General features: G+C 72.0%; 24 protein-coding genes and 1 pseudogene. 14 read left to right on the forward strand and 11 right to left on the reverse strand.

Annotation, left to right across the window (positions count from 1 at the left end; translation table 11 throughout):
- Window positions 1–74: 74 nt before the first annotated feature.
- Window positions 75–623 carry a MarR family winged helix-turn-helix transcriptional regulator gene (locus ACFYRY_RS04340; protein WP_389139792.1) on the reverse strand — a complete coding sequence of 183 codons (549 nt, stop codon included), beginning with the start codon at window positions 621–623 and terminating at the stop codon, window positions 75–77.
- Window positions 620–2,296, reverse strand: a complete 1,677-nt coding sequence (locus ACFYRY_RS04345) for an FUSC family protein (RefSeq protein ID WP_389139795.1) — start codon at window positions 2,294–2,296, stop codon at window positions 620–622. Before ACFYRY_RS04345 ends, ACFYRY_RS04340 begins: the two co-directional genes overlap by 4 nt.
- A 160-nt stretch (window positions 2,297–2,456) precedes the next feature.
- Between ACFYRY_RS04345 and ACFYRY_RS04350 the strand changes: the two genes are divergently transcribed.
- The 5 genes from ACFYRY_RS04350 (at window position 2,457) to ACFYRY_RS04370 (ending at window position 6,496) form a co-directional block, all read left to right on the forward strand.
- Window positions 2,457–2,996, forward strand: a complete 540-nt coding sequence (locus tag ACFYRY_RS04350; protein WP_389139798.1) for a DUF5134 domain-containing protein — start codon at window positions 2,457–2,459, stop codon at window positions 2,994–2,996.
- Window positions 2,997–3,090: 94 nt separating this feature from the next.
- Window positions 3,091–4,023: a M56 family metallopeptidase gene (locus ACFYRY_RS04355; protein ID WP_389139801.1), complete on the forward strand. Its 933-nt coding sequence runs from the start codon at window positions 3,091–3,093 to the stop codon at window positions 4,021–4,023.
- 129 nt (window positions 4,024–4,152) lie between these two features.
- The gene (locus tag ACFYRY_RS04360; protein WP_389139804.1) at window positions 4,153–4,854 is read left to right on the forward strand and encodes a phosphatase PAP2 family protein; all 702 of its coding nucleotides are present in this window, start codon (window positions 4,153–4,155) and stop codon (window positions 4,852–4,854) included.
- Between the two features lie 22 nt (window positions 4,855–4,876).
- Window positions 4,877–5,569 (forward strand): HAD family hydrolase, encoded by a 693-nt coding sequence (locus ACFYRY_RS04365; protein ID WP_389139807.1) that lies wholly within the window; start codon window positions 4,877–4,879, stop codon window positions 5,567–5,569.
- 237 nt (window positions 5,570–5,806) lie between these two features.
- Complete coding sequence (locus ACFYRY_RS04370) at window positions 5,807–6,496, forward strand: TetR/AcrR family transcriptional regulator (protein ID WP_389139810.1); 690 nt, start codon at window positions 5,807–5,809, stop codon at window positions 6,494–6,496.
- On the opposite strand, the gene ACFYRY_RS04375 is transcribed toward ACFYRY_RS04370, so the two are convergent.
- Window positions 6,484–7,986, reverse strand: coding sequence for an LVIVD repeat-containing protein (locus ACFYRY_RS04375; protein WP_389139812.1), 1,503 nt, complete (start codon window positions 7,984–7,986; stop codon window positions 6,484–6,486). The genes ACFYRY_RS04370 and ACFYRY_RS04375 overlap by 13 nt on opposite strands.
- Window positions 7,987–8,175: 189 nt before the next feature.
- Here ACFYRY_RS04375 and ACFYRY_RS04380 point away from each other — a divergent pair, with 189 nt between their 5' ends.
- Window positions 8,176–8,829 (forward strand): DUF305 domain-containing protein, encoded by a 654-nt coding sequence (locus ACFYRY_RS04380; protein WP_389139815.1) that lies wholly within the window; start codon window positions 8,176–8,178, stop codon window positions 8,827–8,829.
- Window positions 8,830–8,853: 24 nt separating this feature from the next.
- Here the strand turns inward: ACFYRY_RS04380 and ACFYRY_RS04385 are convergent, their stop codons facing one another.
- A complete protein-coding gene (locus ACFYRY_RS04385) occupies window positions 8,854–9,312 on the reverse strand; it encodes a DUF6214 family protein (protein ID WP_389139818.1) in 459 nt (152 codons plus the stop codon).
- Window positions 9,313–9,507: 195 nt separating this feature from the next.
- Between ACFYRY_RS04385 and ACFYRY_RS04390 the strand changes: the two genes are divergently transcribed.
- Window positions 9,508–10,848, forward strand: a complete 1,341-nt coding sequence (locus tag ACFYRY_RS04390) for an FAD-dependent oxidoreductase (RefSeq protein WP_389139821.1) — start codon at window positions 9,508–9,510, stop codon at window positions 10,846–10,848.
- Between the two features lie 64 nt (window positions 10,849–10,912).
- Here the strand turns inward: ACFYRY_RS04390 and ACFYRY_RS04395 are convergent, their stop codons facing one another.
- The 3 genes and pseudogenes from ACFYRY_RS04395 to ACFYRY_RS04405 all read right to left on the reverse strand — a co-directional run bounded on the left by ACFYRY_RS04395 (window position 10,913) and on the right by ACFYRY_RS04405 (window position 13,960).
- Entirely contained in the window at window positions 10,913–12,136 is a 1,224-nt protein-coding gene (locus ACFYRY_RS04395) for an RNA-guided endonuclease InsQ/TnpB family protein (protein ID WP_389139823.1), read from the reverse strand.
- A gap of 327 nt (window positions 12,137–12,463) precedes the next feature.
- Window positions 12,464–12,595 (reverse strand): annotated as a pseudogene (locus tag ACFYRY_RS04400) (transcriptional regulator); the annotation flags it as partial.
- Between the two features lie 57 nt (window positions 12,596–12,652).
- Window positions 12,653–13,960 (reverse strand): PHB depolymerase family esterase, encoded by a 1,308-nt coding sequence (locus tag ACFYRY_RS04405; protein WP_389139826.1) that lies wholly within the window; start codon window positions 13,958–13,960, stop codon window positions 12,653–12,655.
- A gap of 496 nt (window positions 13,961–14,456) precedes the next feature.
- On the opposite strand from ACFYRY_RS04405, the gene ACFYRY_RS04410 reads away from it, so the two are divergent.
- On the forward strand, window positions 14,457–14,621 hold the full coding sequence (locus ACFYRY_RS04410; protein WP_389139828.1) for a hypothetical protein: 165 nt from the start codon (window positions 14,457–14,459) through the stop codon (window positions 14,619–14,621).
- A 45-nt stretch (window positions 14,622–14,666) separates the two neighbouring features.
- Window positions 14,667–15,476, forward strand: coding sequence for a pectate lyase (locus ACFYRY_RS04415; protein ID WP_389139831.1), 810 nt, complete (start codon window positions 14,667–14,669; stop codon window positions 15,474–15,476).
- A 105-nt stretch (window positions 15,477–15,581) separates the two neighbouring features.
- Here ACFYRY_RS04415 and ACFYRY_RS04420 read toward each other — a convergent pair whose 3' ends face one another.
- The gene (locus tag ACFYRY_RS04420; protein WP_389139834.1) at window positions 15,582–16,349 is read right to left on the reverse strand and encodes a PaaX family transcriptional regulator C-terminal domain-containing protein; all 768 of its coding nucleotides are present in this window, start codon (window positions 16,347–16,349) and stop codon (window positions 15,582–15,584) included.
- Between the two features lie 72 nt (window positions 16,350–16,421).
- Here ACFYRY_RS04420 and ACFYRY_RS04425 point away from each other — a divergent pair, with 72 nt between their 5' ends.
- Both ACFYRY_RS04425 and ACFYRY_RS04430 read left to right on the forward strand, forming a co-directional pair.
- A complete protein-coding gene (locus ACFYRY_RS04425) occupies window positions 16,422–18,077 on the forward strand; it encodes an acyl-CoA dehydrogenase family protein (protein WP_389139837.1) in 1,656 nt (551 codons plus the stop codon).
- A 120-nt stretch (window positions 18,078–18,197) separates the two neighbouring features.
- Window positions 18,198–20,306 carry a HEAT repeat domain-containing protein gene (locus ACFYRY_RS04430; RefSeq protein ID WP_389139840.1) on the forward strand — a complete coding sequence of 703 codons (2,109 nt, stop codon included), beginning with the start codon at window positions 18,198–18,200 and terminating at the stop codon, window positions 20,304–20,306.
- A gap of 152 nt (window positions 20,307–20,458) precedes the next feature.
- Here ACFYRY_RS04430 and ACFYRY_RS04435 read toward each other — a convergent pair whose 3' ends face one another.
- On the reverse strand, window positions 20,459–21,043 hold the full coding sequence (locus ACFYRY_RS04435; RefSeq protein WP_389139842.1) for a hypothetical protein: 585 nt from the start codon (window positions 21,041–21,043) through the stop codon (window positions 20,459–20,461).
- A 271-nt stretch (window positions 21,044–21,314) separates the two neighbouring features.
- Between ACFYRY_RS04435 and ACFYRY_RS04440 the strand changes: the two genes are divergently transcribed.
- Window positions 21,315–22,400: a WD40/YVTN/BNR-like repeat-containing protein gene (locus tag ACFYRY_RS04440; protein WP_389139845.1), complete on the forward strand. Its 1,086-nt coding sequence runs from the start codon at window positions 21,315–21,317 to the stop codon at window positions 22,398–22,400.
- A gap of 133 nt (window positions 22,401–22,533) precedes the next feature.
- Here ACFYRY_RS04440 and ACFYRY_RS04445 read toward each other — a convergent pair whose 3' ends face one another.
- Window positions 22,534–23,211: a uracil-DNA glycosylase gene (locus ACFYRY_RS04445; RefSeq protein ID WP_389139848.1), complete on the reverse strand. Its 678-nt coding sequence runs from the start codon at window positions 23,209–23,211 to the stop codon at window positions 22,534–22,536.
- Between the two features lie 169 nt (window positions 23,212–23,380).
- Between ACFYRY_RS04445 and ACFYRY_RS04450 the strand changes: the two genes are divergently transcribed.
- Together ACFYRY_RS04450 and ACFYRY_RS04455 are read left to right on the forward strand one after the other, a co-directional pair.
- Window positions 23,381–24,394 (forward strand): N-acetylglucosamine kinase, encoded by a 1,014-nt coding sequence (locus ACFYRY_RS04450; RefSeq protein ID WP_389139851.1) that lies wholly within the window; start codon window positions 23,381–23,383, stop codon window positions 24,392–24,394.
- A 95-nt stretch (window positions 24,395–24,489) separates the two neighbouring features.
- Window positions 24,490–25,413, forward strand: coding sequence for a sirohydrochlorin chelatase (locus tag ACFYRY_RS04455; RefSeq protein WP_389139853.1), 924 nt, complete (start codon window positions 24,490–24,492; stop codon window positions 25,411–25,413).
- An 84-nt stretch (window positions 25,414–25,497) separates the two neighbouring features.
- On the opposite strand, the gene ACFYRY_RS04460 is transcribed toward ACFYRY_RS04455, so the two are convergent.
- Window positions 25,498–26,532, reverse strand: a complete 1,035-nt coding sequence (locus tag ACFYRY_RS04460) for a lactonase family protein (RefSeq protein WP_389139856.1) — start codon at window positions 26,530–26,532, stop codon at window positions 25,498–25,500.
- Between the last annotated feature and the right edge of the window lie 9 nt (window positions 26,533–26,541).

Consider the following 26,541-nt stretch of genomic DNA (forward strand, 5'->3'; position numbering starts at 1 on the left):
TAAGAAGGACCCGTCTACCGCGTCAATGGCAGGCCGGCTTCAAAACGTGCGGAGCGGGACGGCACCGCGGGGCCTCAGGTGCGCGGCACTCCGAGGCGGCCCTCCAGTCGGCTCAGCAATCCGGCGAGCAGCGCGGACAGTTCGTCCCGGTGTTCCGGGTCGATTCCGGACAGTACGGATGTCTCGTAGGCGAGCTGTTCGGGGAGGATGCCGTCGACCAGGTCGCGTCCGGCATCCGTGAGGCGGACGTGGGCGACGCGGCGGTCGCGGGTGTCGCCGCGCCGCTCGACCAGGCCGCGCTCGGTCAGGGCCTTGAGGCGCTTGGTGACGGCGGCGCCCGAGGAGAAGGTCTCGCGGGCCAGTTCACCGGGGGTGAGCTCGTGGCCGGTGCGGCGCAGCGCGCCCAGCAGGTCGAACTCGGGGCGGCTGAGGCCGGCCCGGCGCAGCGGGGCGTCCTCGGCCTGTTGGAGGAGTGCGGCGCAGCGGTTGACGCGGCCGATGATCTCCATGGGACCGGTGTCGAGGTCGGGATGGACGGCCTGCCACTGCCGCACGACCGCGGCGACCGTGTCGCTCCCGGTCGCGTCCTGTGCCGTCATCGGCCCTCCACCGGTCGCCGTCATGGCCGTACGCCCTCCGTCGTGTCCGTGTGCCGGTCCAGGTGCAGCCCCTGGCGCCGAACCGTCGCCGCGAGCGTACGGTGTCCCGATCGTTCGGCGTGCACGACCCTCTCGTGTGGCAGGGCACGCTGCCACCACTCGCCGGACGCGGCCTCGACCGTGCCACGCAACTCCAGCAGAGCGGCGGTGAGGCGGCGCCGGGCGGCTTCGAGGGCGCCCGGGGCGGGGTGCGGCTCGGCCAGCAGCCGAGCGGCGTGTTCGCGGGCCCGCTCGACGCCGGTCAGCGCGTGCCCGACGCGGTCGCCCGCGCGACGGTTGGTGACGGCGACGGCCGCGGCGAGGCCGACCAGGGCTCCGACGAGGGTGTCCACGGCCCGCTCGACGATCAGCCGGCCGGGCTGCTGGTAGCCGGCGAACTCGGTGATGAGCAGCGCCATCGGCGTCACGCAGACGCTGCCGAGCCAGTAGTTGCGGCTCATCAGCGCCTCCGCTCCGAAGTTGAAGGCGAGGCAGCACAGGACCAGCGCCGCCGGGCCGAGGTGGGCCAGCGGAGCCACCGCGGCGAACAGGAGGACACCGACGAGGTTGCCGACCACCCGCTGCACTCCCCGGCTCCAGGTGAGGACGAGGTTCGCCTGGTACAGCGAGGCGGCCGTGACCAGGGCCCAGTAGGGGCGGCCGACACCGAGGGCGAGGGAGGCGTAACCGGCGAGGGCGCATCCGAGGGCGGTGCGCAGGGCGAGCGGGGCCAGCGGGCCGAGGCGGGTCCACCAGGGACGGGTGGGGGCGGCGAGTTCGGCGTCGACGCCCAGGAGTTCGGCGGTCTCGGCGGGGCTTTCGTCCACCAGTGGGACCGGTCCGGTGCCGCGCAGGTGGCGGGCCCAGGCGCGCAGCCGCCGCGGGTCCGCGTCGGCGGGGGCGGCGAGGGCGACCTCGGCGCGGACGAGGAGCCGTTCGAGGGCGCGCCGGGTCGCGGTGCGTCCGCCGGCGGACAGCAGGCTCTGCCAGGCGGCCTGCACGGCGGCGGCCGCGGCGGCGCGGGTCGTCGCGTCGCCGTCGCCGACGCCGCGGGTGGCGGCGTGGGCGGCCGCCGCGTCCAGGGCGTGTGCGGTGGCGCGGCGCTCGGGGCCGTGCGGGCGCAGCAGCCCGGGCGCCATGCCGACGAGCCAGGCCCACGCGCCCGTCCCCGCGGCCAGCGTCAGGTGGCCCGGAACCTGACCGAGGGTCTGCGGAGCGAACAGCGCGGCGGAACTGATGAAGGTGAGCACCACATTGCCGGGCGGCCCTACCCGGGTGGCGTCGCAGAGCGTCTTCTGTACGGCGGCCAGGACGGCGCCGACGGTCACCAGGACGACGGCGCTGCCGGTGAGCGAGGCCGCGACCAGGGCGGTGGCAAGACCGCCGAGCATGCCGAGCACGACCCAGGCCAGGGCGCGGGCCCGGGCGGCGTAGGGGCGGTTGTGGGCGTACAGCGCGCACAGGGACCCGGCCATGGCGTACATCGCCAGGTCGAGCCGGCCGAGCGCGAGCAGGATCAGATTGGGCGGGGCGACCGCGACGACCACGCTCAGGGCGGGCTTGAACCAGATGTCGGAGGGCCGACCGAGGCGCAGCACGCCGGACAGCGGGAGACGTCGGGCGCGCGGGGCGTCGGGGGCGGGGGTCGGACGGCTCATGAGACAGAAGCTTAGCAGGTGTTTTACCTGTAAAAAATATCCGCTGACCTGCTGTGCTCCGTCGAATGCTCCCCGTGTACACCCTTGCGCTCGCTTGCGCGCCGCGGGGCCGGGGCATTCCTTGACCGACCGTCGGGCACCGTCGAGCGGGGTGGTGGGCGTGCACGGACCGACTTCGCCCGGTTGGCTGCTGGTGGTGCTGTGCGCGGCGACCGGGGCGTACTGCCTCAGGCGGATGCGCAGTGGCGTCGAGGAGCAGCGCCGGGCCGCGGGTGGCGAGGCGCTGATGGGTTTCGGCATGGCCGCGATGGCCGTACCGGGGGCGGTGTTCACCCCGCCGTCATGGGCCTGGCCCGCCTATGCCGTCGTCTTCGGCGCGGCCGCGCTGCACGCCCTGTGGTCGGCGCGTACCGGCGCCCATCACCTGCACCACCTCGTGGGGGCGCTGGCCATGGTCTACATGGCCGCGGTCATGGCCGCCTCCCCCGGGCAGCACGGCGGCCACGGCGGCGCCGGGGTGCCGCTGGTGACGGGCGTGCTGCTGCTCTACTTCGCGGGGTACGTCCTGCTGTCCGGGGTACGGCTGGTTCCGGTCGGCGGCGGGGGCGAGGCCGTGGGGTGGGGGGACCGGCCGGAACTGGCGCGGGCGTGCCGGCTGTCGATGGGGATCGCGATGGTGGCGATGCTGCTGACGCTCTGAGGTGCGGACAGGCCCCCTGTGCGTACCGTTGCCTGCGTCACTTCGGTCCTGGAGACCGTACCTGTGAGCGGTGTCGCGCTCATAGGCTGCTGCCATGATGCTCCCCGCGGCACTGTTGCTGCTCGGTGCCCTGACCGCCGTCGTCGCTCCCCGGCTACTGGCCCGGGCCGACTGGGCGGACCACGAACCCGTCCTCGCCCTGTGGGTGTGGCAGTGCGTGGTGGCGGCCGTCCTGGTGTGCTGCGCGCTGTCGATGACGCTCAGCGCGGCGGTGGCCTGGCAGGCGGTCCGTGGCCAGGTGTTCGCGTCCGCGCCGAACACCGTCGTCGAGGCCTACACGCTGAAAACGGCCGGTCCGTGGGCCGCGGCCACCGCGGTGGCACTGGCCTGTGGCGGCATGTGGAGTGCGGCGATGCTGGTGCGTGAGGTGGTCCGCGCGCGGGCCCGACACCGACTGCGGCGGGAGGAGCTCCTCGTCAGGGCCCCGCTGTTGCCCGGTGAGGAACCCGGCAATCGGCTCGTGGTGCTGGAGGGTGAGCGGCCCGACGCGTGGTGGCTGTCGGGTGCGAGACCGCGGCTCGTCGTCACCACGGCCGCGTTGCGCCGCCTGAAGGGGCGGCAACTGGACGCTCTCGCCGCACACGAGGAGGGGCACGCCCAGGCCCGGCACGACTGGCTGCTGCACTGCTCGGCCGCCCTGGCCGGCGGGTTTCCGCAGGTTCTGGTGTTCGCCGCGTTCCGCGACGAGATGCACCGGCTGGTCGAACTCGCCGCCGACGACATGGCGTCCCGCCGCTTCGGCCGGCTGACCACCGCGCTCGCCCTGGTCGAACTCAACGAGGACCGGGGCGTGTTCGGCCCCGCTCCGGCGCCGCACGCCCATCTGCCCCAGCGGGTGCGACGCCTGCTGGCTCCCCCGAACCGCTTCACCGCGGCCCGCCGAGTGCGGCTGACCGCGGCCGCCGCGCTGGTTCCGGTCGTCCCGGTGCTGGTGGCGTTCGTGCCGGGGCTACGCGCGCTGGGATGACCGCCGGGACGCGTCACCCGGACCGTCGGAGCCCCGAAGGCACGGTGATTTCGCCCGAGGGCGTCTCGACGTCGGCCCGCTCGCACCCGGGATTGGCCTCACGCCCCACAGGTCGGCGAGGATCGCACCATGCACACACCGCCCGTCGAGTCCCCACCCCGCCCGCCGGCGCACCGCACCGCGGCCCGCGCTGCCGGTGTCCTCGCGCTGTGCTCCACGCTGCTCCTCGTGCTGGTCGCGGTGGCGTGGCCGCCCCTGATCACCTTCGATGAGGACATCGCCCGGACCACGCACCGCTGGGCGGTGGACGAACGCGGTGTCACCCACGCGTTCCGCATCCTGACGGACTGGATCTGGGACCCGTGGACGATGCGTCTGCTGTGCGCGGTCGTCGTGGTGTGGCTGGTGTGGCGGCACGCGGACTGGTGGACGGCCGGGTGGCTGGCCGCCACCTGCGCTCTGGGCACCCTGGTGCAGCAGACGCTCAAGACCGCGGTCGGCCGGGCGCGGCCCAGCTGGCCCGACCCCGTCGACACCGCGCATTACGCGGCCTTCCCCTCGGGCCACGCCATGACCGCCACCGTCGTCTGCGGTCTGCTCCTGTGGCTGCTCCACCGCCACGGCGCGGGCCGCGCCCTGTGGAGCACGGCGCTGACCCTCTCCGTGGTCTCCGTCGTCGGTGTCGGCGTGACCCGGATCTGGCTCGGCGTCCACTGGTCCACGGACGTGATCGGCGGCTGGCTTCTGGGCGCGCTGGTGGTGGCCCTGGCGGTCCTGGCCCACCTGCGATGGCGGCCGGGCACAGCGGCGGCGGGACATCCGGCCTCGTAGGACCACCTCGTAGGATCACTCCATGGCTGCCGTGTTGTTCGACTTCTCAGGGACCCTCTTCCGTATCGAGTCCGGCGAATCGTGGCTGCGAGCGATCCTGACGCAGACCGAAATCGACCTCCCTGAGCCCGAGTTGCTGCGGGCGGCACAGGAGCTGGAGAGCGTCGGCGCGCTGCCGGGCGGGGCTTCCGCGATACGTCCGGTCCCCGACGAGCTCGCCCCCCTCTGGGCGATCCGCGACCAGAGCGCCGAGCTGCACCGGGCCGCGTACACCGGCCTGTCCCGCCAAGTTCCGCTGCCCGACCCCGCGTTGCACGACGCGCTGTACGAGCGGCACATGACCCCGGCCGCCTGGGCCCCGTACCCCGACGCCGCCGAGGTGCTGCGCACCCTGCGCGAGCGCGGGACCAGGGTGGGTGTGGTCAGCAACATCGGCTGGGATCTGCGGCCGGTGTTCCGCGAGCACGGGCTCGACCCGTACATCGACAGCTACGTGCTGTCGTACGAGCACGGCATCCAGAAACCCGACCCGCGACTGTTCGCGACCGCCTGCGCGGCGCTCGACGCCGATCCCCGCGACGTCCTGATGGTCGGCGACGACCGGCGGGCGGACGGCGGCGCGACGACGCTGGGCTGCGGGGTGCACTTCGTGGACCATCTGCCGGTGACGCAACGACCGGACGGACTGCGGCCGGTACTCGACCTGGTCGCCTGACCTCCGCCCGCTGCCCCGGCCGGCTCCGCCGAACGGGCAGGAAACCGAGCCCCCGGGCCGACCCGGAGTGCCGACGGAAAGTAGCCCAAGGCCACCACTGGGGCGAGATGCTCGCCCACCCTGGACGATCCCCCGCGTCGCCCAGGGCAGACGGCAGCCCCGACCGCGCCCTCACAGGGTTGGTCCGGACGTACTGAGTATAGTTGGCTGGCAGCCAGTCAACGCAGGAGTTTCAGCATGTCCCCGCGCAGCGCCTCGGTCAATGAAGAGTTGCGGCGGCGTTCCCGGGAGCGGCTGCTCCAGGCGGCGGTCGAGCTGGTCAGCGAGCGCGGGTACGAGGCGACGACGCTCGGCGACATCGCGGACCGGGCCGGCTCCGCCCGCGGGCTGGTGTCGTACTACTTCCCCGGCAAGCGCACGCTGGTGCAGTCCGCCGTGCACCGGCTGATGCACCGCACGCTGGAGGAGGCGCTGGAGCGCGAGCCGCGCACCGCGGACGGCCGGGAGCGGATGGCCCGGGCCATCGACGCGATCCTGGGACTGGCCCGCGACCGGCCCGTGCTGATGCGCCAGCACATGGCCGGGCTGCTGCAGGCCGAGGGCTTCGTGCCGTGCCCGGAGCAGCGACGGCTGGCCGAGCTGCTGCGCGACACCGTGGCCCGCGACGGCTCGCGGGACGTCGACGCCGACTACCCGATGCTGCGCGCGCTGCTGATGGGCGCGGTCTACGCGGCGTTGGTGCCCGGCGCGCCGATGCCCGTGCCGGTGCTGCGGGCCGAGTTGTTCGAGCGCTACCGGATCGACTGGGAGCAGGGGGTCCCGCCGGACACCAGCACGGCGTCCGACGGGACCAGCGACACGGATCTGTCGAGATTCTTCGCGACCGGGGCCGCGCCGGAACGCGACCGGGACGGTCAGTCGAAGTAGTCCGGCTGCGTCTGGACGTTGAGCTCGCCCAGCCGGACCCGCTTGGCCGGGTCGGTGCGCCGGTCGTCGAGCTTCAGCACGTCGAAGCCCTTGGCGATGTCGTTGGAGTAGATGTAGCCGTTGTAGTAGTACGCCGACCAGGCACCGCCCACCGTGAGTGCGTCGGTGGTCAGCGGGCCGCGCTCGAAGTACGCGATCTCCTTGGGCTTCGAGGAGTTGGTGAAGTCCCAGACGGAGACGCCGCCCTGGTACCACGCCTGAACCATGAGGTCCTTGCCCTTGACCGGGATCAGCGAGCCGTTGTGGGCCACGCAGTTCTCGGTGTCGGCCTGGTGGCGCGGGATCTTGAAGTAGCTGCGGAAGACCAGCTTGCGGTGGTCACCCCTGCCCACGATGTCGTAGATGCCGTCGGCGCCGCGGTTCGGGCCGATCGCCGCGTTGCAGGTGGCCGCGCCGCCGCCGCCCAGCTCGTCGGTGAAGACGACCTTGTCGGCCTTCTGGTTGAAGGTCGCCGAGTGCCAGAACGCGAAGTTCACGTTGTCCTGCACCCGGTCGATGACCTTCGGACGCTCGGGGTCCTTGATGGAGAACAGGATGCCGTCGCCCATGCAGGCGCCCGCCGCCAGGTCCTTCGAGGGCAGCACGGTGATGTCGTGGCAGCCGGTGGTCTTGGAGACACCCGGGTTGGTGGGTGCCCCGGGGTTGCCGCCGCCGTCCGGGCCCTCACCGGGGAAGAGCACCGGGAAGTTCACGACCGCCGCCTTCTCGGGGGCCTTGCGCGGCACCTTGATGACCGAGATGCCGTCGTGCGGCGGCTGGCAGTCGGGGTAGGTGGCGCTCGGCGAGTACGAGGAGACGTAGATGTAGACGTTCTTGCGTTCCGGCACCAGCGTGTGGGTGTGCGAGCCGCAGGCGGTCTCGACGGCGGCGACATACCTCGGGTTGGTCTTGTCGCTGATGTCGAAGACCTTCATGCCCTCCCACGACGACTTCTCGGTGGCGGGCTGCGTGGTGCTGTTGCAACTGCTGTCGCTGCGCGAGGAGTCCGTGGACAGGAACAGCAGGTTGCCGGAGACGGTGATGTCGTTCTGCGAGCCGGGGCACAGGACCTGGGCGACGGTTCTCGGCGTCTTCGGGTTGCTGATGTCGAAGATGCGGAAGCCGTCATAGTTGCCGGCGAAGGCGTACTTGCCCCGGAAGGCGAGGTCCGAATTGGTGCCGGGCAGAACGTCCTTGGGGACGTTGGCGAGGTGCTTGATGTTGGCGGAGTGGACGATCTGGTCCGGGGCCGGTATCTCGTCCTGAGCGATCGCCGCCCGGACCTCGGCCTCGACGCTCTTGGACACCTCCTTGCTCTTGGCGGGCGCGTCCCCGGGGTCGGGGGTCGCGGCCGCCGGGACCGCCGTCAGCAGCGCGGCCAGCAGGCCGACGGCCGCCGTCGCAACTCCCAGGCGTCTGTGCCGTGTTCGGGCATTGCTTAACAGGATCACTGTTCCCTCCTTGATCCGTTCGGTGTGAACGGTTCACGCACCCCGCAGTATCGTCTTAGCCATGCCCATATCAACAGTGGGCAACGAGCCTGTAATGAAGGTTTTCGATCAGTGATGCGCCCGAGCGTGCTAGGACGGTCATCAGCACTCACGAGGTGCCCCTCATCCCGCCTGCCACCGGAGGTCGTTGTGCCCTTCCGCCGTCTGTCGCGCGCACCCCTCGCCACGACCGCACTGGTCGCCCTGTCCGTTCTCGGACTCGGGGCCTGCGACTCCGGTGCGGACCCGAAGCCGGCCACGAAGAGCGGCCCCTCGGTGCTGGTGCCCGGCAAGCCCGGCGAGGCGAACCGCACGATGTCCGCCGAGGACGCGCAGGCCCAGCGCGTCGACGACGACACCCCGAACACGGCGGACGTCGGCTACGCCCGCATGATGATCGAGCATCACACCCAGGCACTGGAGATGACCGAACTGGCCCCGAAGCGCGCCCGGTCGACGAAGGTCAAGGCGCTCGCCGAGCGGATCGCCGCCGCACAGGGGCCGGAGATCACCAGCATGCGGGGCTGGCTGACCGAGCACGGTGAGGACGAGAAGGGGGGCGGGCACCAGCACACCGTGATGCCCGGCATGGCGACCGAGGCACAGCTGAAGAAGTTGCGGGCCGCCCGGGGTGCGGCCTTCGACCAGCTCTTCCTCACCTTGATGATCACCCATCACGAGGGTGCGATCACCATGGCCACGGACGTCAAGGCGCGGGGCAACAACGTGCGGATCGAGGAGATGGCCGACGACGTGATCGCCCAGCAGACCAGCGAGATCACCCGGATGCGGGCCATGCCGTGACCCACGGCCCGGCGACGGCGCCGCTCACGGCCGCGCGTGGCGTGGTGTCAGCAGTCCGGCGTCACGGGCCTGCGCGATCAGCCTGAGGGACCTGCGGCGGCTGTGTCCGGTCGCGTACATCACCGCGAGGACGGGGTCGCCCCCCTCCGCCTGGGCCGCGCGGTACTCCTGCGCGACCAGCCGTCGCCCCTCGATGCCACGCGGCCACGCGGGACGGGCACGGCGCGGCCCGGCCGCCTCGGCGACGGGCTCGGGCCCTGCGCCGCAGACCTCGAAAAGGGGCCCCTCGATCCAGTCGGCGAGCTCGGCCAGGTCCTCGAGCGACAGCGCGGGCCGGGCTCGGACGTCCTCGACCGAGACGCCCCGTTCGGACACCACGGCGAGCGCGGCGACCCGGGCACCGTCGGTGAACTCCAGCCGGACGTCGAACCACGACGTCACGCCCCCGTCCTCCCGCACTTCCCACGCGGGCCCCACGGACACCGTTCCGTCGGCCGGACAACGATCAGAAAGATTAAGAAAGGATGCTTCTAGCACACACGCAACGTAACCGCATGATCACATTCCATCCGCACGGACACGCACGCCCGTACCACGCACGGCCCCTGTCAGTGCGGCGGTGCCGGTGCGATCCTGGAAGAGTGACTCCTGGGGATCCCTCGGGTTAGGAGTTCCGTCGTGTTCCGTGTCGCCGTCGTCGGGTCCGGGCCGAGCGGGTGCTACACCGCCCAGAGCCTGGTCCAGCAGGACGCCGAGGTGCTGGTCGACGTCCTGGACCGGCTGCCGTGTCCGTACGGCCTGGTGCGGTACGGCGTGGCGCCGGACCACGAGAAGATCAAGTCGCTGCAGAACACCCTGCGGATGGTGCTGGAGCACGAACGGGTGCGCTTCCTCGGAGGCGTCCAGGTCGGCCCCGGCGGGGTACCGGCCGACCGGCTGCGGGAGCTGTACCACGCCGTGGTGTACTGCGTGGGCGCCGCCACCGACCGGCACCTGGGGATCCCCGGAGAGGACCTGCCGGGCAGCTGGTCAGCGACCGAGTTCGTGTCCTGGTACAGCGCGCATCCGGATTCCGCCGCCGACGGTTTCGTCGTCGGAGCCCGCTCCGCGGTGGTCATCGGCGTGGGCAACGTCGCCGTGGACGTCACCCGGATGCTGGCCCGGGGCCTGGCGGAGCTGAACCCGACCGACATGCCGCAGGCGCCGCTGGCCGCACTGGCCGCGAGCCAGGTGACCGACATCCACATGGTGGGGCGGCGCGGCCCCTCCCAGGCCCGCTTCACCACCAAGGAGCTGCGTGAGCTGGGCACCCTGCCGGGCACCGAAGTGGCCGTGGAGCAGGAGGAGTTGGCACTCGATCCGGCCTACCAGGACCCCACCGCGCTGCCCGCCGCACAGCGCCGCAACGTCGAGGTACTGCGGGGCTGGGCGAACGCCCCGGCCGCACCGGCCGCGGCGCGCCGGATCGGTCTGCGGTTCTTCCTGCGGCCCGTGGAACTCCTCGCCGACGACGGGCATGTGGGGGCGGTGCGTTTCGAGCGGACGGTGCCGGACGGACGGGGCGGGGTGACGGGGACGGGCCGGTTCGAGGTGATCGAGGCCCAGCTGGTGCTGCGCTCGGTGGGCTACCGCGGAGTGCCCCTGGAGGGGCTGCCGTTCGACCCGGCGACCGGCACGGTGCCCCATCTGGCCGGGCGGATCCTGCGCGAGGGCGTGGTCGCGCCCGGCGAGTACGTGGCCGGCTGGATCAAGCGGGGCCCCGCGGGCGTCATCGGCACCAACCGGCCGTGCGCCAAGGAGACGGTGGCCTCGATGCTGGAGGACCGCCCCGTCCTCGTGTCCGCCGACCTCCCCGACGATCCGCTCACGGCGCTGCGGGCCGAGGGAATCGCGCCGGTGGAGTGGACGGGGTGGCAGGCGATCGAGCGGGCCGAGGCGGAGCTGGGGGCCTCGCTGGGGCGGAGCGTGACCAAGCTGCCCGACTGGGATTCGCTGCTGACCGCGGCGCGCGGTCGATGACCGGTTGACTTGCACCTCAGGCTGAAGCCCGAGGATTCTGGCCTTCTCGATCGTTGCTGTGCCGCTACGCGGCACGGGGCTCGGTCGGGAATCCGTGGCTTCCTGTTTCTTCACGCTGTGCCGGGATGGCTCCCGGTCTTACCGGCGCTCCGCAGGCCGATACCGCCAGTCCGGCGGCCGTCTTCACGTTGATCGCGGCGTTGGTGTCCCGGTCGTGGACGGTGCCGCATGCGGTACACGTCCACTTCCGGACGTGCAGGGGTTTGGGTCCGTGCTTGATCCCGCAGGTGGAGCAGGTCTGGGAGGTCGGCTCGAACCGGCCGATCTTCACCAGGGTGCGGCCGTACCGTTCCGCCTTGTACTGGAGCATGTTGATGAACGAGGACCATCCGGCGTCGTGCACGGACTTGGCCAGCCTGGTGCGAGCCAGTCCCGCCACCGACAGGTCCTCCACGGCGATCCCTTGGTTATCGGTAATCAGCTTCGTGGAGAGCTGGTGGTGGAACTCACGGCGTGCGTCGGCGACCTCGGCATGGGCGCGGGCGACCTTGAGACGGGCCTTGGCCCGGTTCTTCGAACCTTTCTGTTTGCGGGACAGCTCCCGCTGGGCTTTCTTCAGCTTCTTCTCCGCACGCCGAAGAAAGCGCGGGGAGTCGATCTTCGTGCCGTCCGAGAGGACCGCGAAGTGAGTGAGGCCGAGATCGATGCCGACCGTCTGGCCGGTGTCGGGCATGCGGGCGGCATCGGCGTTGGCGTCAGTGTCGATGACGAAGGAGGCGAAGTACCGCCCGGCCGCGTCCTTGATGACGGTGACCGAGGTGGGAGTGGCGGGCAGCGGGCGTGACCACTTCACCTTCACCGTGCCGATCTTCGGCAGGTTCAGACGGCGGCTGCCGGTGATGTTCCAGCGGGCGTTGGCGGTGAACCGGATCGACTGGCGGTTGTCCTTGCGGGACTTGAAGCGGGGCGGGCCGATCCTGGGCCCCTTGCGGGTGCCCTTGAGGGAGGCGAAGAAGTTGCGGTACGCGCTCTCGGCGTCCCGCAGGGACTGCTGGAGCACCACCGCGGACACCTCGCCCAGCCAGGACCGCTCCACGGTCCGCTTGGCCTCAGTGATCAAGCGCGTGGACAGCTCCCCGGCCTTCGGGAACGGCCGCCCGGCCTTACGGGCGTCCTCACGGGCACGCACGGCGTCGTTGAACACGACGCGGGCACACCCGAACGCCCTGGCCAGCGAGGCCTGCTGAGCGGCGTCGGGGTACAGGCGGAAGGCGTACCGGAGCTGCATGACGATCACACTAGGTAAGTCGAACCCAGGTCGTCACCGGGAACATATGGACGATCCGTCACCGTCACGAAGCGCGCGCGTCCGGCTCCGCCGGAACGAGACCGCGACACTCCGCGTCGCAGCCACAAGATTCGCTTCACCCCCGGCCTGAAGGCCGGAGCACTGCGAATGATGTCCGATAGCGGGCGTGGTTGGCGCCTGGGTGGCCCGAAGCCACGCTGGTACGGGTGACGTGCCATCGGCGCCCAGATCGGCGGCCCGCCGCCGAATTCAGCGAACTGTCCGCGTCCGAAGGCGCGTTGAGAACCGGCGGCCGACCCGGCGCAGTCAGCCCTCGAAACGGACGGCCTGCCGGGCGGCGGCGTCAAGCAGGGCGTCGTCAAGGCCCGGAAGAGGGTCGTCCCGGCGCAGGCTGTTCATCTTGGCCGTGCGCCGGTAGATCTGGGAGAGGCGACCCGACAAGGGGTGCCCTCGGGTTGTGGACCCGGGGCCACCCCTTGTTGCTCCGCGCTCAGTTCACGTGCATGCCTTCCCGTTCAGCGTGAACCCCGTCGGGGCCGCGCTGTTGCCCGCATGGTTCGCCTGATAGCCGATGGTCACGCTCGCGTTCGGGGCGATCGTCCCGTTGTACGCCACGTTGGTCGCGGTGACCGCCCCGGACGCCGGGGCGTAGGTGGCGCCCCAGCCGTTGGTGATGGTCTGGCCCGAGGGCAGGGTGAAGCCGAGTTTCCAGCCGTCGACCGACGACGTACCGGTGTTGGTCAGGGTCACCGAACCGGTGAGGCCGGTGCTCCAGGCGCTGGTCGTCGCCGTCACCTTGCAGGCGCCCGGCTGGGGCTGGGGCCCGGGACCCGAGCTGTCGAGACCGAAGAAGGTGAGCGCGCGGGCGGCCATGCCGGAGCCGTAGACGTTGTGGCCGACGCCCTGGACGCTGATCGCCTCGACGGGGGCACGGTCACCGGTGGAGCCGTAGCGGGTACGGGTCCAGCCGGCGACGGGCGAGTCGGTGGCGGCCGGGGTCTGGCTGACGCCGAGGACGTTCGTCCATTCCTTGATCTGCTCGCCGAAGTTGGGATAGCGCAGCACGTCGTCCTCGGTGCCGTGCCAGGTCTGCATCCTCGGCCGGGGGCCGGTGTAGCCGGGGTAGGCGGCGCGGACCAGGTTGCCCCACTCCTGCGGGGTGTGGGAGATCGTGCCGTTCGCGCACTCGCTGTTCCACTCGGAACCGTTGGTGGTGGCGAAGCATCCGAACGGCACGCCGGCGAAGGCGGCGCCCGCGGCGAACACGTCGGGATAGTCGCCCAGCAGGACGTTCGTCATCATCGCGCCGGAGGAGATCCCGGTGGCGAAGATCTTCGACGTGTCGGCGCCGTAGGTGCGGGTGACCCAGTCGACCATGGACTTGATGCCGACGGGGTCGCTGCCGCCGCCCCGCTTCAACGCCTGGGGCGATGACACGTCGAAGCACTTGCTGGCGCGGGTGACCGAGGGATAGACGACCACGAACCCGTAGCGGTCGGCCAGTGAGGCCCACTCGGTGCCGGAGTACATGGCCGGTCCGGAGCCGGTGCAGTAGTGCACGGCGACCACGACAGCCGGGTGCGCGGTGACGTTGCCCGGCACGTACAGGTACATCTGGAGGTTGCTGGGGTTGGTGCCGAAGTTGGTGACCTCGGTCAGGGCCGCGGCGGCCTTGGCGGGGCGGGCCGTGGCCGCGGGAGCGGTGAGCACGGTGGCCGCGAGCAGCGGCACGAGCGCTCCGAGGAGCGCCACGAATACCGAACGCAGCGGCCTGCGCGCGGTGGTGCGGGGGGTGGTGGGCACGTCCTTGTCCCTTCCTGGTCGGCTCTGGGGACGTGGTACGACGGTGCTTCGACGGTGGTCGGTGGCAGTGGACGGAGGTGGGGCCGGTCAGCAGGAACGGCCCCTTCAGCTGACGGAGTCAGGCGGGCGGTTCGCTCCGCCGGTCGCATCGTGACATGGACATGAGCCTCATGGAAGCGCTCCCACGGCTCGAAAGAATTCGCTCTCGGCGCCCATCAGGGGTGGCCGAATACCGTCTGCGTGAAGCGTTGACTAGAAAGCGCTTGCCCTCTACGTTCCGTTCAGCAGTGTGACCAACCCGGGCCGCGTTGGCCGCACACAGTCACGCCGACCCGTGCGGCGTTCAATATGGCGTACGAGATTCATACACATGACCCATATGGCTCTCGAACAGACATCTCCGAAGGGACGCACCCCCATGCACACTCGTCCCCCACGCACACATGCGCCGAGACCCGCCCTGACGGTCGGCGCGGACACCCCCGCGGGGGTGTCCGTGGTTCACGCGCCACAGTCGACCGAAGCCGCCACCGAGGCCTCCCCCATGGGTTTCGGCGCCGGAACGACCGGCGGCGGCACCATGTCGGCGGTCACCTCGGTGACCGGCACCAGGTCAGCGCTCCCCTCGGTGACGAGCGGCACAGGCACCGGGAAGCTCTGACCATCCCCACACACAGCCACCCCCACACAAAGAAGGAATCGGGACATGACTTCTTCCGCACGTCCGCGCACCCGGGTGCGCGCAGTGACCGGCGCACTGGCCGCACTCGGCTTATCGTTTGGCATGATCATGACAGACGGTGCTCTGTCCACCCCGGCGAACGCCGCCACCTGGCCCACCCCCAACGGCAGCCAGGCGGTCTCGTCGACCATCCCCGTATCCGGCACCAAGGACTACGGGATGAAGCGCCTGTACGGCACCGGCGACCTGGGCAGCGGCGGCCAGGACGAGGACCAGGGGCCGATCCTGGAGCTGGCGGCCGGCGCCGTCCTGAAGAACGTCATCATCGGCGCCCCGGCGGCCGACGGCATCCACTGCAAGGGCAGCTGCACGCTGCAGAACGTCTGGTGGGAGGACGTCGGCGAGGACGCGGCCACGTTCCTCGGCTCCTCGTCCTCCAACGTGTACACCGTCTCCGGCGGTGGCGCGAAGGAAGCCAGCGACAAGGTGTTCCAGTTCAACGGCGCCGGCACGCTCAACATCTCGAACTTCGCCGCGAAGAACTTCGGCACCTTCGTGCGCTCGTGCGGCAACTGCTCGACGCAGTACAAGCGGACGATCAACCTCAACACCATCGAGGCGACCTGGAAGGGAGGCAAGCTCGCCGGCATCAACACCAACTACGGCGACAGCGCCACCCTGCGGAATATCACCATCGTCGGGGACAGCAGCAAGAAGATCGTCCCGTGCCAGAAGTACATCGGGAACAACACCGGCAAGGAACCGACCACCAACGGCAGCGGCCCTGACGGCTCCTACTGCAAGTACGCGGCCTCGGACGTCACCTACAGGTGATCCCCGCACCATGAGGACGGCCGTACGAGGCGCCCCTGCACGGCGCTTCGTACGGCTTCGTCACGCGAGCGGGGCCCGTCCGGTCACGCGCATGGAAGGTGCTCCTCACGCGCCCAGGGTGTGCTGGGGGACCGTGTCCGCGAGCTCTGTCTGGTAGTCCGCGTACGCGGTGCGCAGTTCGGCGCCCGGCCAGTCGCTCGGCAGGAGTTCGGGCGGCAGCACGGGATCGGCGAGCAGATGACGTACGACGGCCGCGAAGGCGGTGAGACGCTCGGCCGGCCGGTCCGCGCGGGCCACGTGGGTGACGTGGTCGAGCAGCGCCCGGGCCGTGGCCGCCCACGCGTCCAGGGGCCACAGGTTCGCCGCCAGCTCCGCGGCGGGCCGGGCGGGACGGGCCTCGTAGCACTGGCCCACGTCGTCGAGATCGTCCGGGAGCGGGCGGCGCAGGTTGGCGGGGCGCAGCCAGACACCCTCGCGCAGTTCGGCGAGCCTGAGAGTGGCCAGCCGGGCACGCAGGTCGGCACGTTCGGCCGGGCCGCGACCCGTCGCGGTGATCACCACCATCTCCCACTCGCCGCCCCATGCGCGCGTACGAGGACGCACGGCCTCGTCCTGACGGACCTGCCGGGCGAGCAGCCGGTCACTGAGGCGGTGCACGGAGTCCGTACGCCGCAGATCACCGGCGGCCACCATCCGACTGAGCGCGGCCCGCACGGTGGATTCCCCGACGCCGAAGGGCGCCACCGCACGGACCAGGTCCTTGACCGGGAGCTCCGGCGGATGCGCGCCCAGGAGCAGGCTCAGCACGACCGAGCGGGCGGACAGCTGCCGCAGATCGACCTCACCGGGCTGCTCCGACACGTTCCTCCGCATGGTCACGTACTGTACGGGCGCCTTTCATATTGCATCATTGCGACAGTCGCAGCGGGAATGCAATATAGATCCATGGTCCCGATACCCGCTCCAGAGCTGCCCGCCACCCACGACGTCACCAACCAGCCCCCTCCCCTGGCCCCGTACGACGCCTCCGAGGACAGCGCCCTGCTGGAGGGGCTGCGCCGGGAGGGTGCCGGCTGGGCGGAGGAGGGCGTCCGGCGGCTCGGACTGAGCGCCGGCAGCGTCCAGGCCCAGGAGTGGGCCGAACTGGCCAACGCCCACGAGCCCGAACTGCGCACGCACGACCGGTACGGCCACCGTGTCGACGAGGTCGACTTCCACCCGAGCTGGCATCACCTGATGCGGGTCGCCGTCACCGAGGGGCTGGCGGGCGCACCCTGGGCGGACGGCCGGCCCGGCGCCCACGTGGCGCGTACGGCGGGCGGGCTGGCATGGGGGCACACCGAAGCCGGACACGGCTGTCCGACGTCGATGACGTACGCGGCGATCCCCGCGCTGCGCAAGGAGCCGGACCTGGCGAAGGTCTACGAGCCCCTGCTCACCGGCCGTGTGTACGAGCCGGAGCTGAGGGTGCCGACCGAGAAGCGCGGTCTGCTGGCGGGCATGGGGATGACCGAGAAGCAGGGCGGCTCGGACGTCCGGACGAACACCACGGCGGCGACGCCCACCGCGGAACCCGGCGTGTACAGGCTGCGCGGACACAAGTGGTTCACGTCGGCGCCGATGTGCGACGTGTTCCTGGTGCTGGCGCAGGCTCCGGGCGGTCTGTCGTGCTTCCTGGTGCCACGGGTGCTGCCCGACGGCAGCCGCAACACCTTCCGCATCCAGCGGCTGAAGGACAAGCTCGGCAACCGGTCCAACGCCTCCTCCGAGCCCGAGTTCGACCGGACGGTGGCCTGGCTGGTCGGGCCCGAGGGGCATGGCGTCAAGACGATCATCGAGATGGTCAACTGCACACGCCTCGACTGCGTGATGATGTCGGCGACGCTGATGCGCAAGACCCTCGTCGAGGTGGGCCACCATGTGCGCCACCGCAGCGCGTTCGGGGCGCGGTTGTCGGACCAGCCGCTGATGCGCAATGTGCTGGCCGATCTGGCGCTGGAGTCGGAGGCCGCGACGACGCTCACCCTGCGGCTGGCCGGGTCGGCCGACCGCGCGGTGCGCGGCGACGCCGGCGAGGCGGCGTTCCGCCGGATCACGACCGCGGTCGGCAAGTACTGGGTCACCAAGCGGGGCCCGGCCTTCACCGCGGAGGCCCTGGAGTGCCTCGGCGGCAACGGCTACGTCGAGGAGTCGGGCATGCCCCGGCACTACCGCGAGGCTCCCCTGCTGTCGATCTGGGAGGGCTCGGGGAACGTCAACGCGCTCGATGTGCTGCGGGCGTTGCGGCGGGAGTCCGGGGCGGCCGAGGCGTTCTTCGGCGAACTCGCCCTGGCGCGGGGTGCGGACGCCCGGCTGGACACGGCGGTGGCCGGGCTGAAGGGGCAGTTGGCGGAGGTCTCCGAGCTGGGGGCGCGGCGGCTGGTGGAGCGGATGGCCCTGGTCCTTCAGGCCTCCCTCCTGGTCCGGCACGCCCCTCCCGCCGTCGCCGACGCGTTCTGCGCGACCCGGCTGGGCGGCGACTGGGGGCACGCCTTCGGCACCCTTCCCGAGTCCGCCGACCTGGACGCGATCCTGGCGCGGGCGCTGCCCCTGACGCACTGATTCCCCACCCGGCGGGACCACTTCCGTCGGTTCGCACATTGTCACCTCCCGATTCCGCTTGGTTGTCAGTCCGGTGGTGCAGACTCACGATCAGTTGGTACTTCGCCGGAGGAGGACAACGTGTTCACGGGGATCGACGAGGTCGACTGGGCCGCGTTGCGGCATGCGTACGGCAGCGCGGAGGACGTGCCCGGACTGCTGCGGGGGCTGGCCTCGCCGGACCGTACCGAGCGGGAGGGCGCCCTGGACCGGATGTACGGGGCGCTGCACCACCAGGGCACCGTGTACGACGCGACGCTCGCCTGCGTTCCGTTTCTGCTCACGCTCGCCGGGAGCGAGGCCGTGCCGGAGCGGGAGGGGATCGTCGAACTTCTGGTGAGCATCGGAGGGGACGGACCGGACCAGAAGGACACCGGGCAGGAGGGTCCGGGACGGCAGGGCACGGGTGGCGGTGACCGGGACGGCGGAGGGGCCGCGGGCGGCGCGGACGGTCCTGGCGGCGCACGTCACTCGGCCCGTGCCGCGATCCGTGCGGGCGCGGAGGCGTTCGTCCGGCTGGCCGGGGACGCGGACGCTTCGGTGCGCGGGGCGGCGGCGAGCGCACTCGTACGCTTCCTCGACGAACCGGCCCGGGTTCTGGGGCTGTTGCGGGAGCGGATCAGCGTGGAACGGGACGAGCGGGTCCAGATCGCCCTCGCCGAGAGCCTCGGACTGTTCGTACGACGGCACCCCGCGCACGCCGACGGGGCGCTGGACCTGCTGGTGGCGCGGAGCGCGCCGCCGAACGGGCCGGGGCTGCGGCTCGCGGCGCTGGGCCAGCTGATGGGCTGCGCGCCCGTCCGGGCCCCGGCGGACCCGGTGCCTCTCGCGGTGCGGCTGCTCAGGGAGCGGTCGGCGCGGCGGAGCGCCCGCTGGGCGGAGGACCAAGCTCCCGGCAAGGACACGCTCGTCGGCCGCCTGTGGCGGCTGTGGCCGTCGGACGAGGAGGGCTCGCGGCTGCTGCGCTCGGTGCACGCCGCACTGGACGACCGGGTGGCCGACCGGACCGCCCTCCTCGAAGGGCAGTTGACCAGCCCGGACCCTACTGACCGGTGCAACGCCCTGTGGATGGCCGCCGGAGTGCTGCGCGAATGGCGGGGCGACCACGCGGGGCTCGTGACACTGATCGGAGACCAACTGGGCGCGGTGGAGGGCGGGGTGCGCGACGCGGCGGTGTCGGTCCTCACCGATCTGTTCGGCCTGGCCGCACCCGCCGCCGACCCTCTCGCCGCGCTGGTGGCCTCCCGCTCCGACCTGTGGGTGCGCCGGTGGCCTCGTGGGAGGCCCGTGCTCGGCGGTCCGCTCAGGGCCCTTGCCAGGAGCGGGGATCCACGGGCGGTGCCGGTGCTGGCCGAGGTGCTGGCGGGGCCGGTCGTGCCCGGTGATCTGGGGCAGGCGATCGGCCATCTCGGCGGGGCGGCCGCCGCACTCGCTCCGGTGGTGCGGCGCAGGCTCGGTGAGATACACCTCGACTCGCCCGCGGGTCCGGCCCAGGCCGCTCCCCTGCTGTCTGCGGTGCTCGCCCTGGGGGATCTGGAGGCCCTGCCGGAGGTGATGCGTCTGGTGCGCGGTACGGCGTCCGCCGGATTGTGTCCGGACGCCGCGCATGTGCCTGAGGTGGTCGGCGTTCTGGGCGCGTTCGGGCCCGCGGCGCGGGAGGCGACACCCGTGCTGCGGCGGCTGCTCGACACCGAGCACGCGATCGCGGCGGCGGGTGCGTGGTGGGAGGTGACGGCGGACGCGTCCGTCGTACGGCCTCTCCTGCTGCGGGAGTTGGAGGGAGCGGATCACCGTCGTCGGCGGGCTGCCGCGGAGGTGCTGGCGCGGATGGGTCCGGCGGCCCGTCCGGCACCGGCCGCGTTGCGCCGCGGAACGGAGTCCGGTCACCCGTGGGACCGGGTGACGGCCGCGCGCGCCCTGTGGCGGATCGACGCGGACGCCGAACCCGTCCTTCCGGTGCTGCAGTCGGCCTGGACGCACCATCCGCACACGCGCGGCACGGTCGCCGAGTGCCTGGTCGAGATGGGGCCGGCCGCCAGGCCCCTCGGGGGCCTTCCGGCGGCCGAACTGTCCTCACGACGACGCCATCTGGCGCTTCCGGGGGGCTACGGCAGCCACGACATCCTCAAGGACGAGCGGCTGCTGGCGCTGTGCCGGGAGGTGCCGGTGGGCCAGGGGTGTCCCATGTGACCGTGTCGTGCCGTACCGAGCAGGGGCGTGTCGTGTGCTGATGGTGCCCTGTGGATCGGACGTCGGGCGGGAGCACGGGCGCGCGAACGCCGGGCGGGGGCACGGACGTGGACGCCGGGCGGGTCGCCCACGCCGTGTGACCGTCCCCGCCGTCAGCCCGTCGTGCGTCCCCACAGCGGGCCGAAGCGTGCCCACTCGGTGTCCCACTCGTCCATGCGGCGCCGTTCCATGCGGCCGCGCAGCACCCGTCCGCCGACGAAGGGCACCACGCCGGCGCCGGCGCCCAGCAGGCCGCCGATCATGACGGCCCGCAGTCGGGCCTCGGCGACGGAGGCGGGCTTCGTCACCAGCCGCCCCTGCGGATCCGTCCAGACCGTGACCGGTGTCCCATAGGCGCTGCCGGGGTCGACCCGGGCCTGCCCGGTGTGCGCGGAACCGTCCCGCACCGTCCAGCGCACCTTGGCCCACACCTGCTCGCCACTTGACGTCCTGGATCGCGAGGCCGCCGTCCCCGGTGCCTGTTCGGTGAGGTGCGCCACGACGGGACGCCACTCCACACGTTCCCGGGCCAAGCCCTGCTCGACGGTCCGGGCGACACCCAGACCGGCGAGTACGCCGGCCAGGACGGTGAGCGCCCAGGCACCCAGAACGACCCACGCCTCCACCGCGTCGGCACGGCGCTTGAGCGGATTGCGCCGCCAGCGCCACAGCCACACCTTCGGACCACGGAACGCCATCGCAGGCATCCTCCTCAAGAACGCTCGAACACGCCGGACCGCCCTCCCATACGGGAGCCGCGTCCTGGATGCTCACGGCGGGTTTCCCGATTCGGCGGGCGCACGCCTCCCTGTTCGTGTGCGACATCGTCCGCGCGGCTGCCCCACAGGCCGCGCCACCCGGTTGCCATCGCCGCGCTGACCTGCGGCGACGCGTGTGCGGGGGTGACTGTCAGTGGTGGGGTGCAGACTGGCGGGTGTCTGGGACAAAGACGTCGCGGAGGTGATCGGCATGACCGAAGTACTGCTCGCCGTGGGCACACGCAAAGGCCTGTTCATCGGGCGCAGGCGGAAGAACGCCTGGGAGTTCGACGAAAGCCCCTATTTCAACGCGCAGGCGGTGTACTCGGTCGCCATCGACACGCGAGGGGACCGTCCCCGGCTGCTGGCCGGCGGAGACAGCGCGCACTGGGGTCCCTCCGTGTTCCACTCCGACGACCTGGGCCGGACCTGGACCGAACCGGCACAGCCCGCCGTGAAGTTCCCGCAGGACACCAAGGCCTCGTTGGAGCGTGTCTGGCAGCTTCACCCGGCGGTCGCGGAGCCGGACGTGGTGTACGCGGGCACGGAACCGGCCGCGCTGTACCGCTCCGAGGACCGTGGCGAGAGCTTCGACCTGGTGCGCCCCCTGTGGGAGCATCCCACGCGGTCCAAGTGGGTGCCGGGCGGCGGCGGAGAGGGCCTGCACACCGTGCTCACCGACAGACGGGATCCGCGCGCGGTGACGGTGGCCGTGTCGACGGCCGGGGTGTTCCGCACGAAGGACGGCGGCGCGAGCTGGGAGCCGTCCAACTCCGGTGTCTCCGCGGTGTTCCTGCCGGACCCGAACCCCGAGTTCGGCCAGTGCGTGCACAAGGTCGCCCGGGACGCGGCGGACCCGGACCGGCTGTACCTGCAGAACCACTGGGGCGTGTATCGCAGTGACGACGCGGGCGCGCACTGGACGGACATCGGCGAGGGCCTGCCGTCCACGTTCGGTTTCGCGGCGGCGGCCCACCCCCGGCGCGGCGACACGGCGTACGTGTTCCCGATCAACGCCGACGCGGACCGGGTGCCGGCCGACCGTCGCTGCCGGGTCTTCCGGACCGCGGACGCGGGCCGCAGCTGGGAGCCGCTGACGGCGGGCCTGCCCCAGGAGGACCACTACGGCACGGTGCTGCGGGATGCCCTGTGCACGGACGACGCCGACCCGGCCGGCGTGTACTTCGGCAACCGCAACGGCGAGGTGTTCGCGTCCGCCGACGACGGCGACAGCTGGCGGCAGCTGGCGTCGCATCTGCCGGACGTGCTGTGCGTACGGGCCGCGGTGGTCGAATGAGCCCGAGGCGGTCACCGGTCGGCCTGTCCTCCTGCCTCGGCCACCTGTTGGTCCGCGTCACCCGCACGGGAGCAGGTGACGCGGATGGTCAAAGGGCAGAACGAGAGGGGGACTCGGCTGCGGCGGCCACGTGCTACGGCAGCCGCCAGTCGATGGGCTGGGCACCCTGCCGCAGCAGCAGGTCGTTCGCCCTGCTGAACGGACGCGAACCGAAGAACCCGCGGTCCGCCGACATGGGGGACGGGTGGGCGGACTCGATCGCCGGGAGGTCCCCGAGCAGCGGGCGCAGATTGCGCGCGTCCCGGCCCCAGAGGATCGACACCAGCGGCGTTCCGCGGGCCGCCAGGGCCCGGATGGCCTGCTCGGTGACCTCCTCCCACCCCTTGCCGCGGTGCGCCCCGGGGCTGCGCGGCGCGGTGGTGAGCGCCCTGTTCAGCAACAGCACGCCCTGCTCCGTCCACGGCGTCAGATCCCCGTTGGACGGCCTGGGCTGCCCCAGGTCCGAGTGCATCTCCCGGAAGATGTTCTCCAGGCTGCCGGGCAGCGAACGCACCTCGGGCGCCACCGCGAAGCTCAGGCCGATGGCCATACCCGGCGTGGGGTAGGGATCCTGGCCGACGATCAGGACGCGGACGTCATCGAAGGGCTGCTGAAAGGCCCGCAGGACATTCGCCCCGGACGGAAGGTAGGTCCGGCCCGCCGCTATCTCGGCCCGCAGGAAGTCCCCCATCGCGGCGATACGTTCGGCCGCAGGCTCCAGAGCCTTCGCCCAGCCCGCTTCAACAAGTTCATGCAAAGGTCGTGGTGCCACAGCGCGTCACCCTACTGGCACACACCGGGGTCCCGCACAAACGCCGAAGCCCCCACGACATCGCGCCTCGGCGGCACTACTCTTCCTCCTCATCGAGGTCAGCGGGGTCAGCCATGTCATCGAGGCTGTCCAGCAGATCACGCAGCCGGTCACGGGGAAGGACGGGAGCTTGTCGCATCCTGCGCGGGACGGTTTCCTCGCCGTCGACTCCGGCGGCTCCGGGCTTCGCGTGGCCGTCGGCACCGCGGGAGACGCTCCACGGGCGGAACGGGAGTGCCGGGAGCCGGTGCGCACCGGTGCCCGCGGCATCGACCCGACGCACTTCATGGACCAACTGGTGCCCCTGGTCCGCGCCTTGATCGCCGAGACGGGTACGGGCGGGCTGGACACGGCGGTGATCGGTGCCGCCGGCCTCGCGACCCTGGGCGAGGCGCTGCGGGCCGAACTCCCGGGCGCCCTGGCCAGGGAGTTCGGTGTGCGTACGGTCGCGCTCGTGGCCGACGCCGTCACCGCCTACGTCGGTGCCCTGGGCGCACGGCCGGGTGCGGTCGTCGCCGCGGGGACGGGCCTGATCGCGATCGGTACGGATCTGACGTGCTGGCGACGGGCGGACGGCTGGGGGCATCTCCTCGGCGATTGCGGCGGCGGTTCCTGGATCGGGCGGGCGGGGCTGGAGGCCGCCCTGCGTGCCCATGACGGACGGGAGGACGGTTCCGCGCGGCTGCTGGCCTGCGCGGAGGAGGTGTTCGGCCCGGCTCGGGAACTCCCCGGCAAGCTGTATCCGCGCGCCGACCGGGCGGCCGTGCTCGCCTCCTTCGCGCCCCGGGTCGCCGACTGCGCCGACGGCGACCCCGTCGCCGCCGGGATCCTGCGGGCCGCCGCCCGGCACATGGCCGACTCAGCGGCTGCCGTGTGTCCGTCCGACGGCGAACCTCGCGTCGCCCTCACCGGCGGCCTCGCCAGGATGGGAGACCCGCTGCTCGTACCGCTGGCGGAGGAGCTGACGAGGCGGCTGCCGCACGCGCGGCAGGTGGTGGCGGAGGGCGATCCGCTGCGGGGCTCGGTCCGTATCGCGACCGCTCTGGCCGCCGGTTCGTTCCCTCTGCCGGGTGACGAGGCGATGCTGTCCGTCGTTACCACGAACGGCGTAAACGCGGTCGGCGTATCCGCTGATCACTTCTGAACCGTACAGAACTCATCAGACAAAACCGGACGTATACCGCTCACCTGGACCCTCCCCGAACAGGGGAGCCCAGGAAACCAGTAACATGCGACGCCATGAGCTCCCCCACTGGACCCGCGTCCGGCCTGCCAGTACGAATGCCGCGACCTCGCCAGCCCGGGCGGCACCGCCGACCCGAGCCCCTGGCGGCTCCCGAGGGCGCCCCCGCGCTTGTTCTCGCGGTTCCGGGCACCCCGGGTGTCGCCACGCGCAGTCTCGCCGACGAGGTCGTGAGCATCGCGCGCTCCGAGCTCCCCGGCCTGGATGCCCGGATCGGGTACCTCGACGGCGACGACGCGGAGTTCCCCACGCTGCAGGCGGTGCTGACGCACGCCGCGGAGGAGCGCACCGCCCGATACGCACAGGCCAAGGCCGCGGGGCTGGACGTGAGGGAGCCCGACGGCCCGGTGGCGGTCGCCGTGCCCCTGCTGGCCGGCCCGGACGGCGCGCTGCTGCGCCGGGTCCGGCAGGCCGTGATGGAGAGCCGGATCGCGGCCGAATTGACCGATGTCCTGGGCCCGCACCCGCTGCTCGCCGAGGCGCTGCACGTGCGGCTGTCGGAGGCCGGTCTGGCCCGCGCCGACCGTGCCCGGCTGTTCACCGTGGCGACCGCGGCGGACGGCATCATCCTGGCCTCCGTGGGCGGCGACGAGGCGGTGCAGGCGGCCGGCATCACCGGCATGCTGCTCGCCGCGCGCCTGGCGGTGCCGGTGATGGCGGCGGCGCTCGACCAGGACGGCTCGATCGCGTCCGTCGCCGAGCAGCTCCGTTCCTCGGGTTCGCAGCAGCTGGCGCTCGCGCCGTATCTGATAGGGCCGGAGATCGACCCGGGCCTGATCGAGGAGGCGGCCAGGGAGGTCGGCTGCTCCGCCGCCGAGGCGCTCGGCCCCTACCCGGCGATCGGGAAGCTTGCCCTGGCCAAGTACACGACCGCGCTGGGTATCGCCCCGCCTCAGCCGCAGGGCACGCCGGTCCGCTGACCCGCGGCGCACGACCGTACGGCGAAAGGGCCCGTTTCCCACCGGAACGGGCCCTTCGCCATGATGGCGGAGACAGCCGTCGGGTCAGCCGATGACCACGCAGGAGGCCGCCGTCACCTCGACCGCGCCCTCGAAGTGCGGCAGTCCGGTCGTCGGGTCGACGGCGAACCAGGCGACGTCGCCGGAGCGCTCGTTGGCGACGTAGAGGAACCCGCCCGCCTCGGTGAGCGCCCGGGGCCAGTGGCCACCGCAGGGGACCGTGCCCACCAGCCGCAGGGTCTCGCCCTCGACGGCGAACGTGGACAGGACGTCCTCGCCCCGGATCGCGGTCCACACGAAGCGCCCGTCCGGTGAGGCGACGATCCCTGAGGGATAGGCGTGACCGTCCGGGGGCCCTGGCAGGACCGGCGTCTCGGCCAGCGGCTTCAGCGTGCCGTCCGCGGCGTCCCAGCGGCAGACGGTGACGGTCGGGATGAGTTCGTTGACGACGTAGGCGTGCGAACCGTCCGGGTGGAAGGCCAGATGGCGGGGGCCGGAGCCGGGCCGTAGGGCGGTCTCCCGGTGGAGTACGAGGCCGCCGTCGGTCAGCGTGCACACCCGCACCGAGTCGGTGCCGAGGTCGACGCTGACGGCCCAGCGGCCGCTCGGATCGGACTGGATCTGGTGGGCGTGCGGGCCGTGCTGGCGGGGCGTGTGCGGACCCGAGCCGGTGTGCCGGAACACGCCGGACGGCGCGGCCGCGAGGGTGCCGTCGGGGCGGAGGGGGACCGCGGTGACGCTGCCGGAGCCGTAGTTGGCGGTGAGGACGTGACCGGCGTGGACGCTGAGGTGGGTGGGGCCGTTCCCGTTGATCGGCACCCGTGGGCCGGCCGACTCGGGTTTGTCCCCGTCCACCCGGTACGCGGCCACCGCGCCCTCGGCGGTCTCGCTCACGGCGTAGAGCGTGCCGCCGTCAGGGGCGAGGGCCAGGTAGGACGGATCGGGCAGGCCGTCCAGACTGCTCAGGAGAGTCAACGCGCCGCTGCCCTCGGCCACGGCCGCCGTCACGATGCCCGGGCCTCCGGCCGCCGTGAAGGACCCGATGAAGGCCCGCCGTCCCCGTCTGCCGCCGTGTGCCACCGCAGTCCC

The sequence above is a fragment of the Streptomyces sp. NPDC005263 genome (assembly GCF_042872365.1).
GTDB lineage: Bacteria > Actinomycetota > Actinomycetes > Streptomycetales > Streptomycetaceae > Streptomyces.

What these genes read in the sequence shown, in the direction of transcription:
- ACFYRY_RS04340 (WP_389139792.1), bottom strand. Translation starts at nt 623, where the DNA reads ATGACGGCGACCGGTGGAGGGCCGATGACGGCACAGGACGCGACCGGG.
- ACFYRY_RS04345 (WP_389139795.1), bottom strand. Translation starts at nt 2,296, where the DNA reads ATGAGCCGTCCGACCCCCGCCCCCGACGCCCCGCGCGCCCGACGTCTC.
- ACFYRY_RS04355 (WP_389139801.1), top strand. Translation starts at nt 3,091, where the DNA reads ATGATGCTCCCCGCGGCACTGTTGCTGCTCGGTGCCCTGACCGCCGTC.
- ACFYRY_RS04360 (WP_389139804.1), top strand. Translation starts at nt 4,153, where the DNA reads ATGCACACACCGCCCGTCGAGTCCCCACCCCGCCCGCCGGCGCACCGC.
- ACFYRY_RS04365 (WP_389139807.1), top strand. Translation starts at nt 4,877, where the DNA reads ATGGCTGCCGTGTTGTTCGACTTCTCAGGGACCCTCTTCCGTATCGAG.
- ACFYRY_RS04370 (WP_389139810.1), top strand. Translation starts at nt 5,807, where the DNA reads ATGTCCCCGCGCAGCGCCTCGGTCAATGAAGAGTTGCGGCGGCGTTCC.
- ACFYRY_RS04395 (WP_389139823.1), bottom strand. Translation starts at nt 12,136, where the DNA reads ATGCAGCTCCGGTACGCCTTCCGCCTGTACCCCGACGCCGCTCAGCAG.
- ACFYRY_RS04415 (WP_389139831.1), top strand. Translation starts at nt 14,667, where the DNA reads ATGACTTCTTCCGCACGTCCGCGCACCCGGGTGCGCGCAGTGACCGGC.
- ACFYRY_RS04420 (WP_389139834.1), bottom strand. Translation starts at nt 16,349, where the DNA reads ATGCGGAGGAACGTGTCGGAGCAGCCCGGTGAGGTCGATCTGCGGCAG.
- ACFYRY_RS04425 (WP_389139837.1), top strand. Translation starts at nt 16,422, where the DNA reads ATGGTCCCGATACCCGCTCCAGAGCTGCCCGCCACCCACGACGTCACC.
- ACFYRY_RS04435 (WP_389139842.1), bottom strand. Translation starts at nt 21,043, where the DNA reads ATGGCGTTCCGTGGTCCGAAGGTGTGGCTGTGGCGCTGGCGGCGCAAT.
- ACFYRY_RS04440 (WP_389139845.1), top strand. Translation starts at nt 21,315, where the DNA reads ATGACCGAAGTACTGCTCGCCGTGGGCACACGCAAAGGCCTGTTCATC.
- ACFYRY_RS04455 (WP_389139853.1), top strand. Translation starts at nt 24,490, where the DNA reads ATGAGCTCCCCCACTGGACCCGCGTCCGGCCTGCCAGTACGAATGCCG.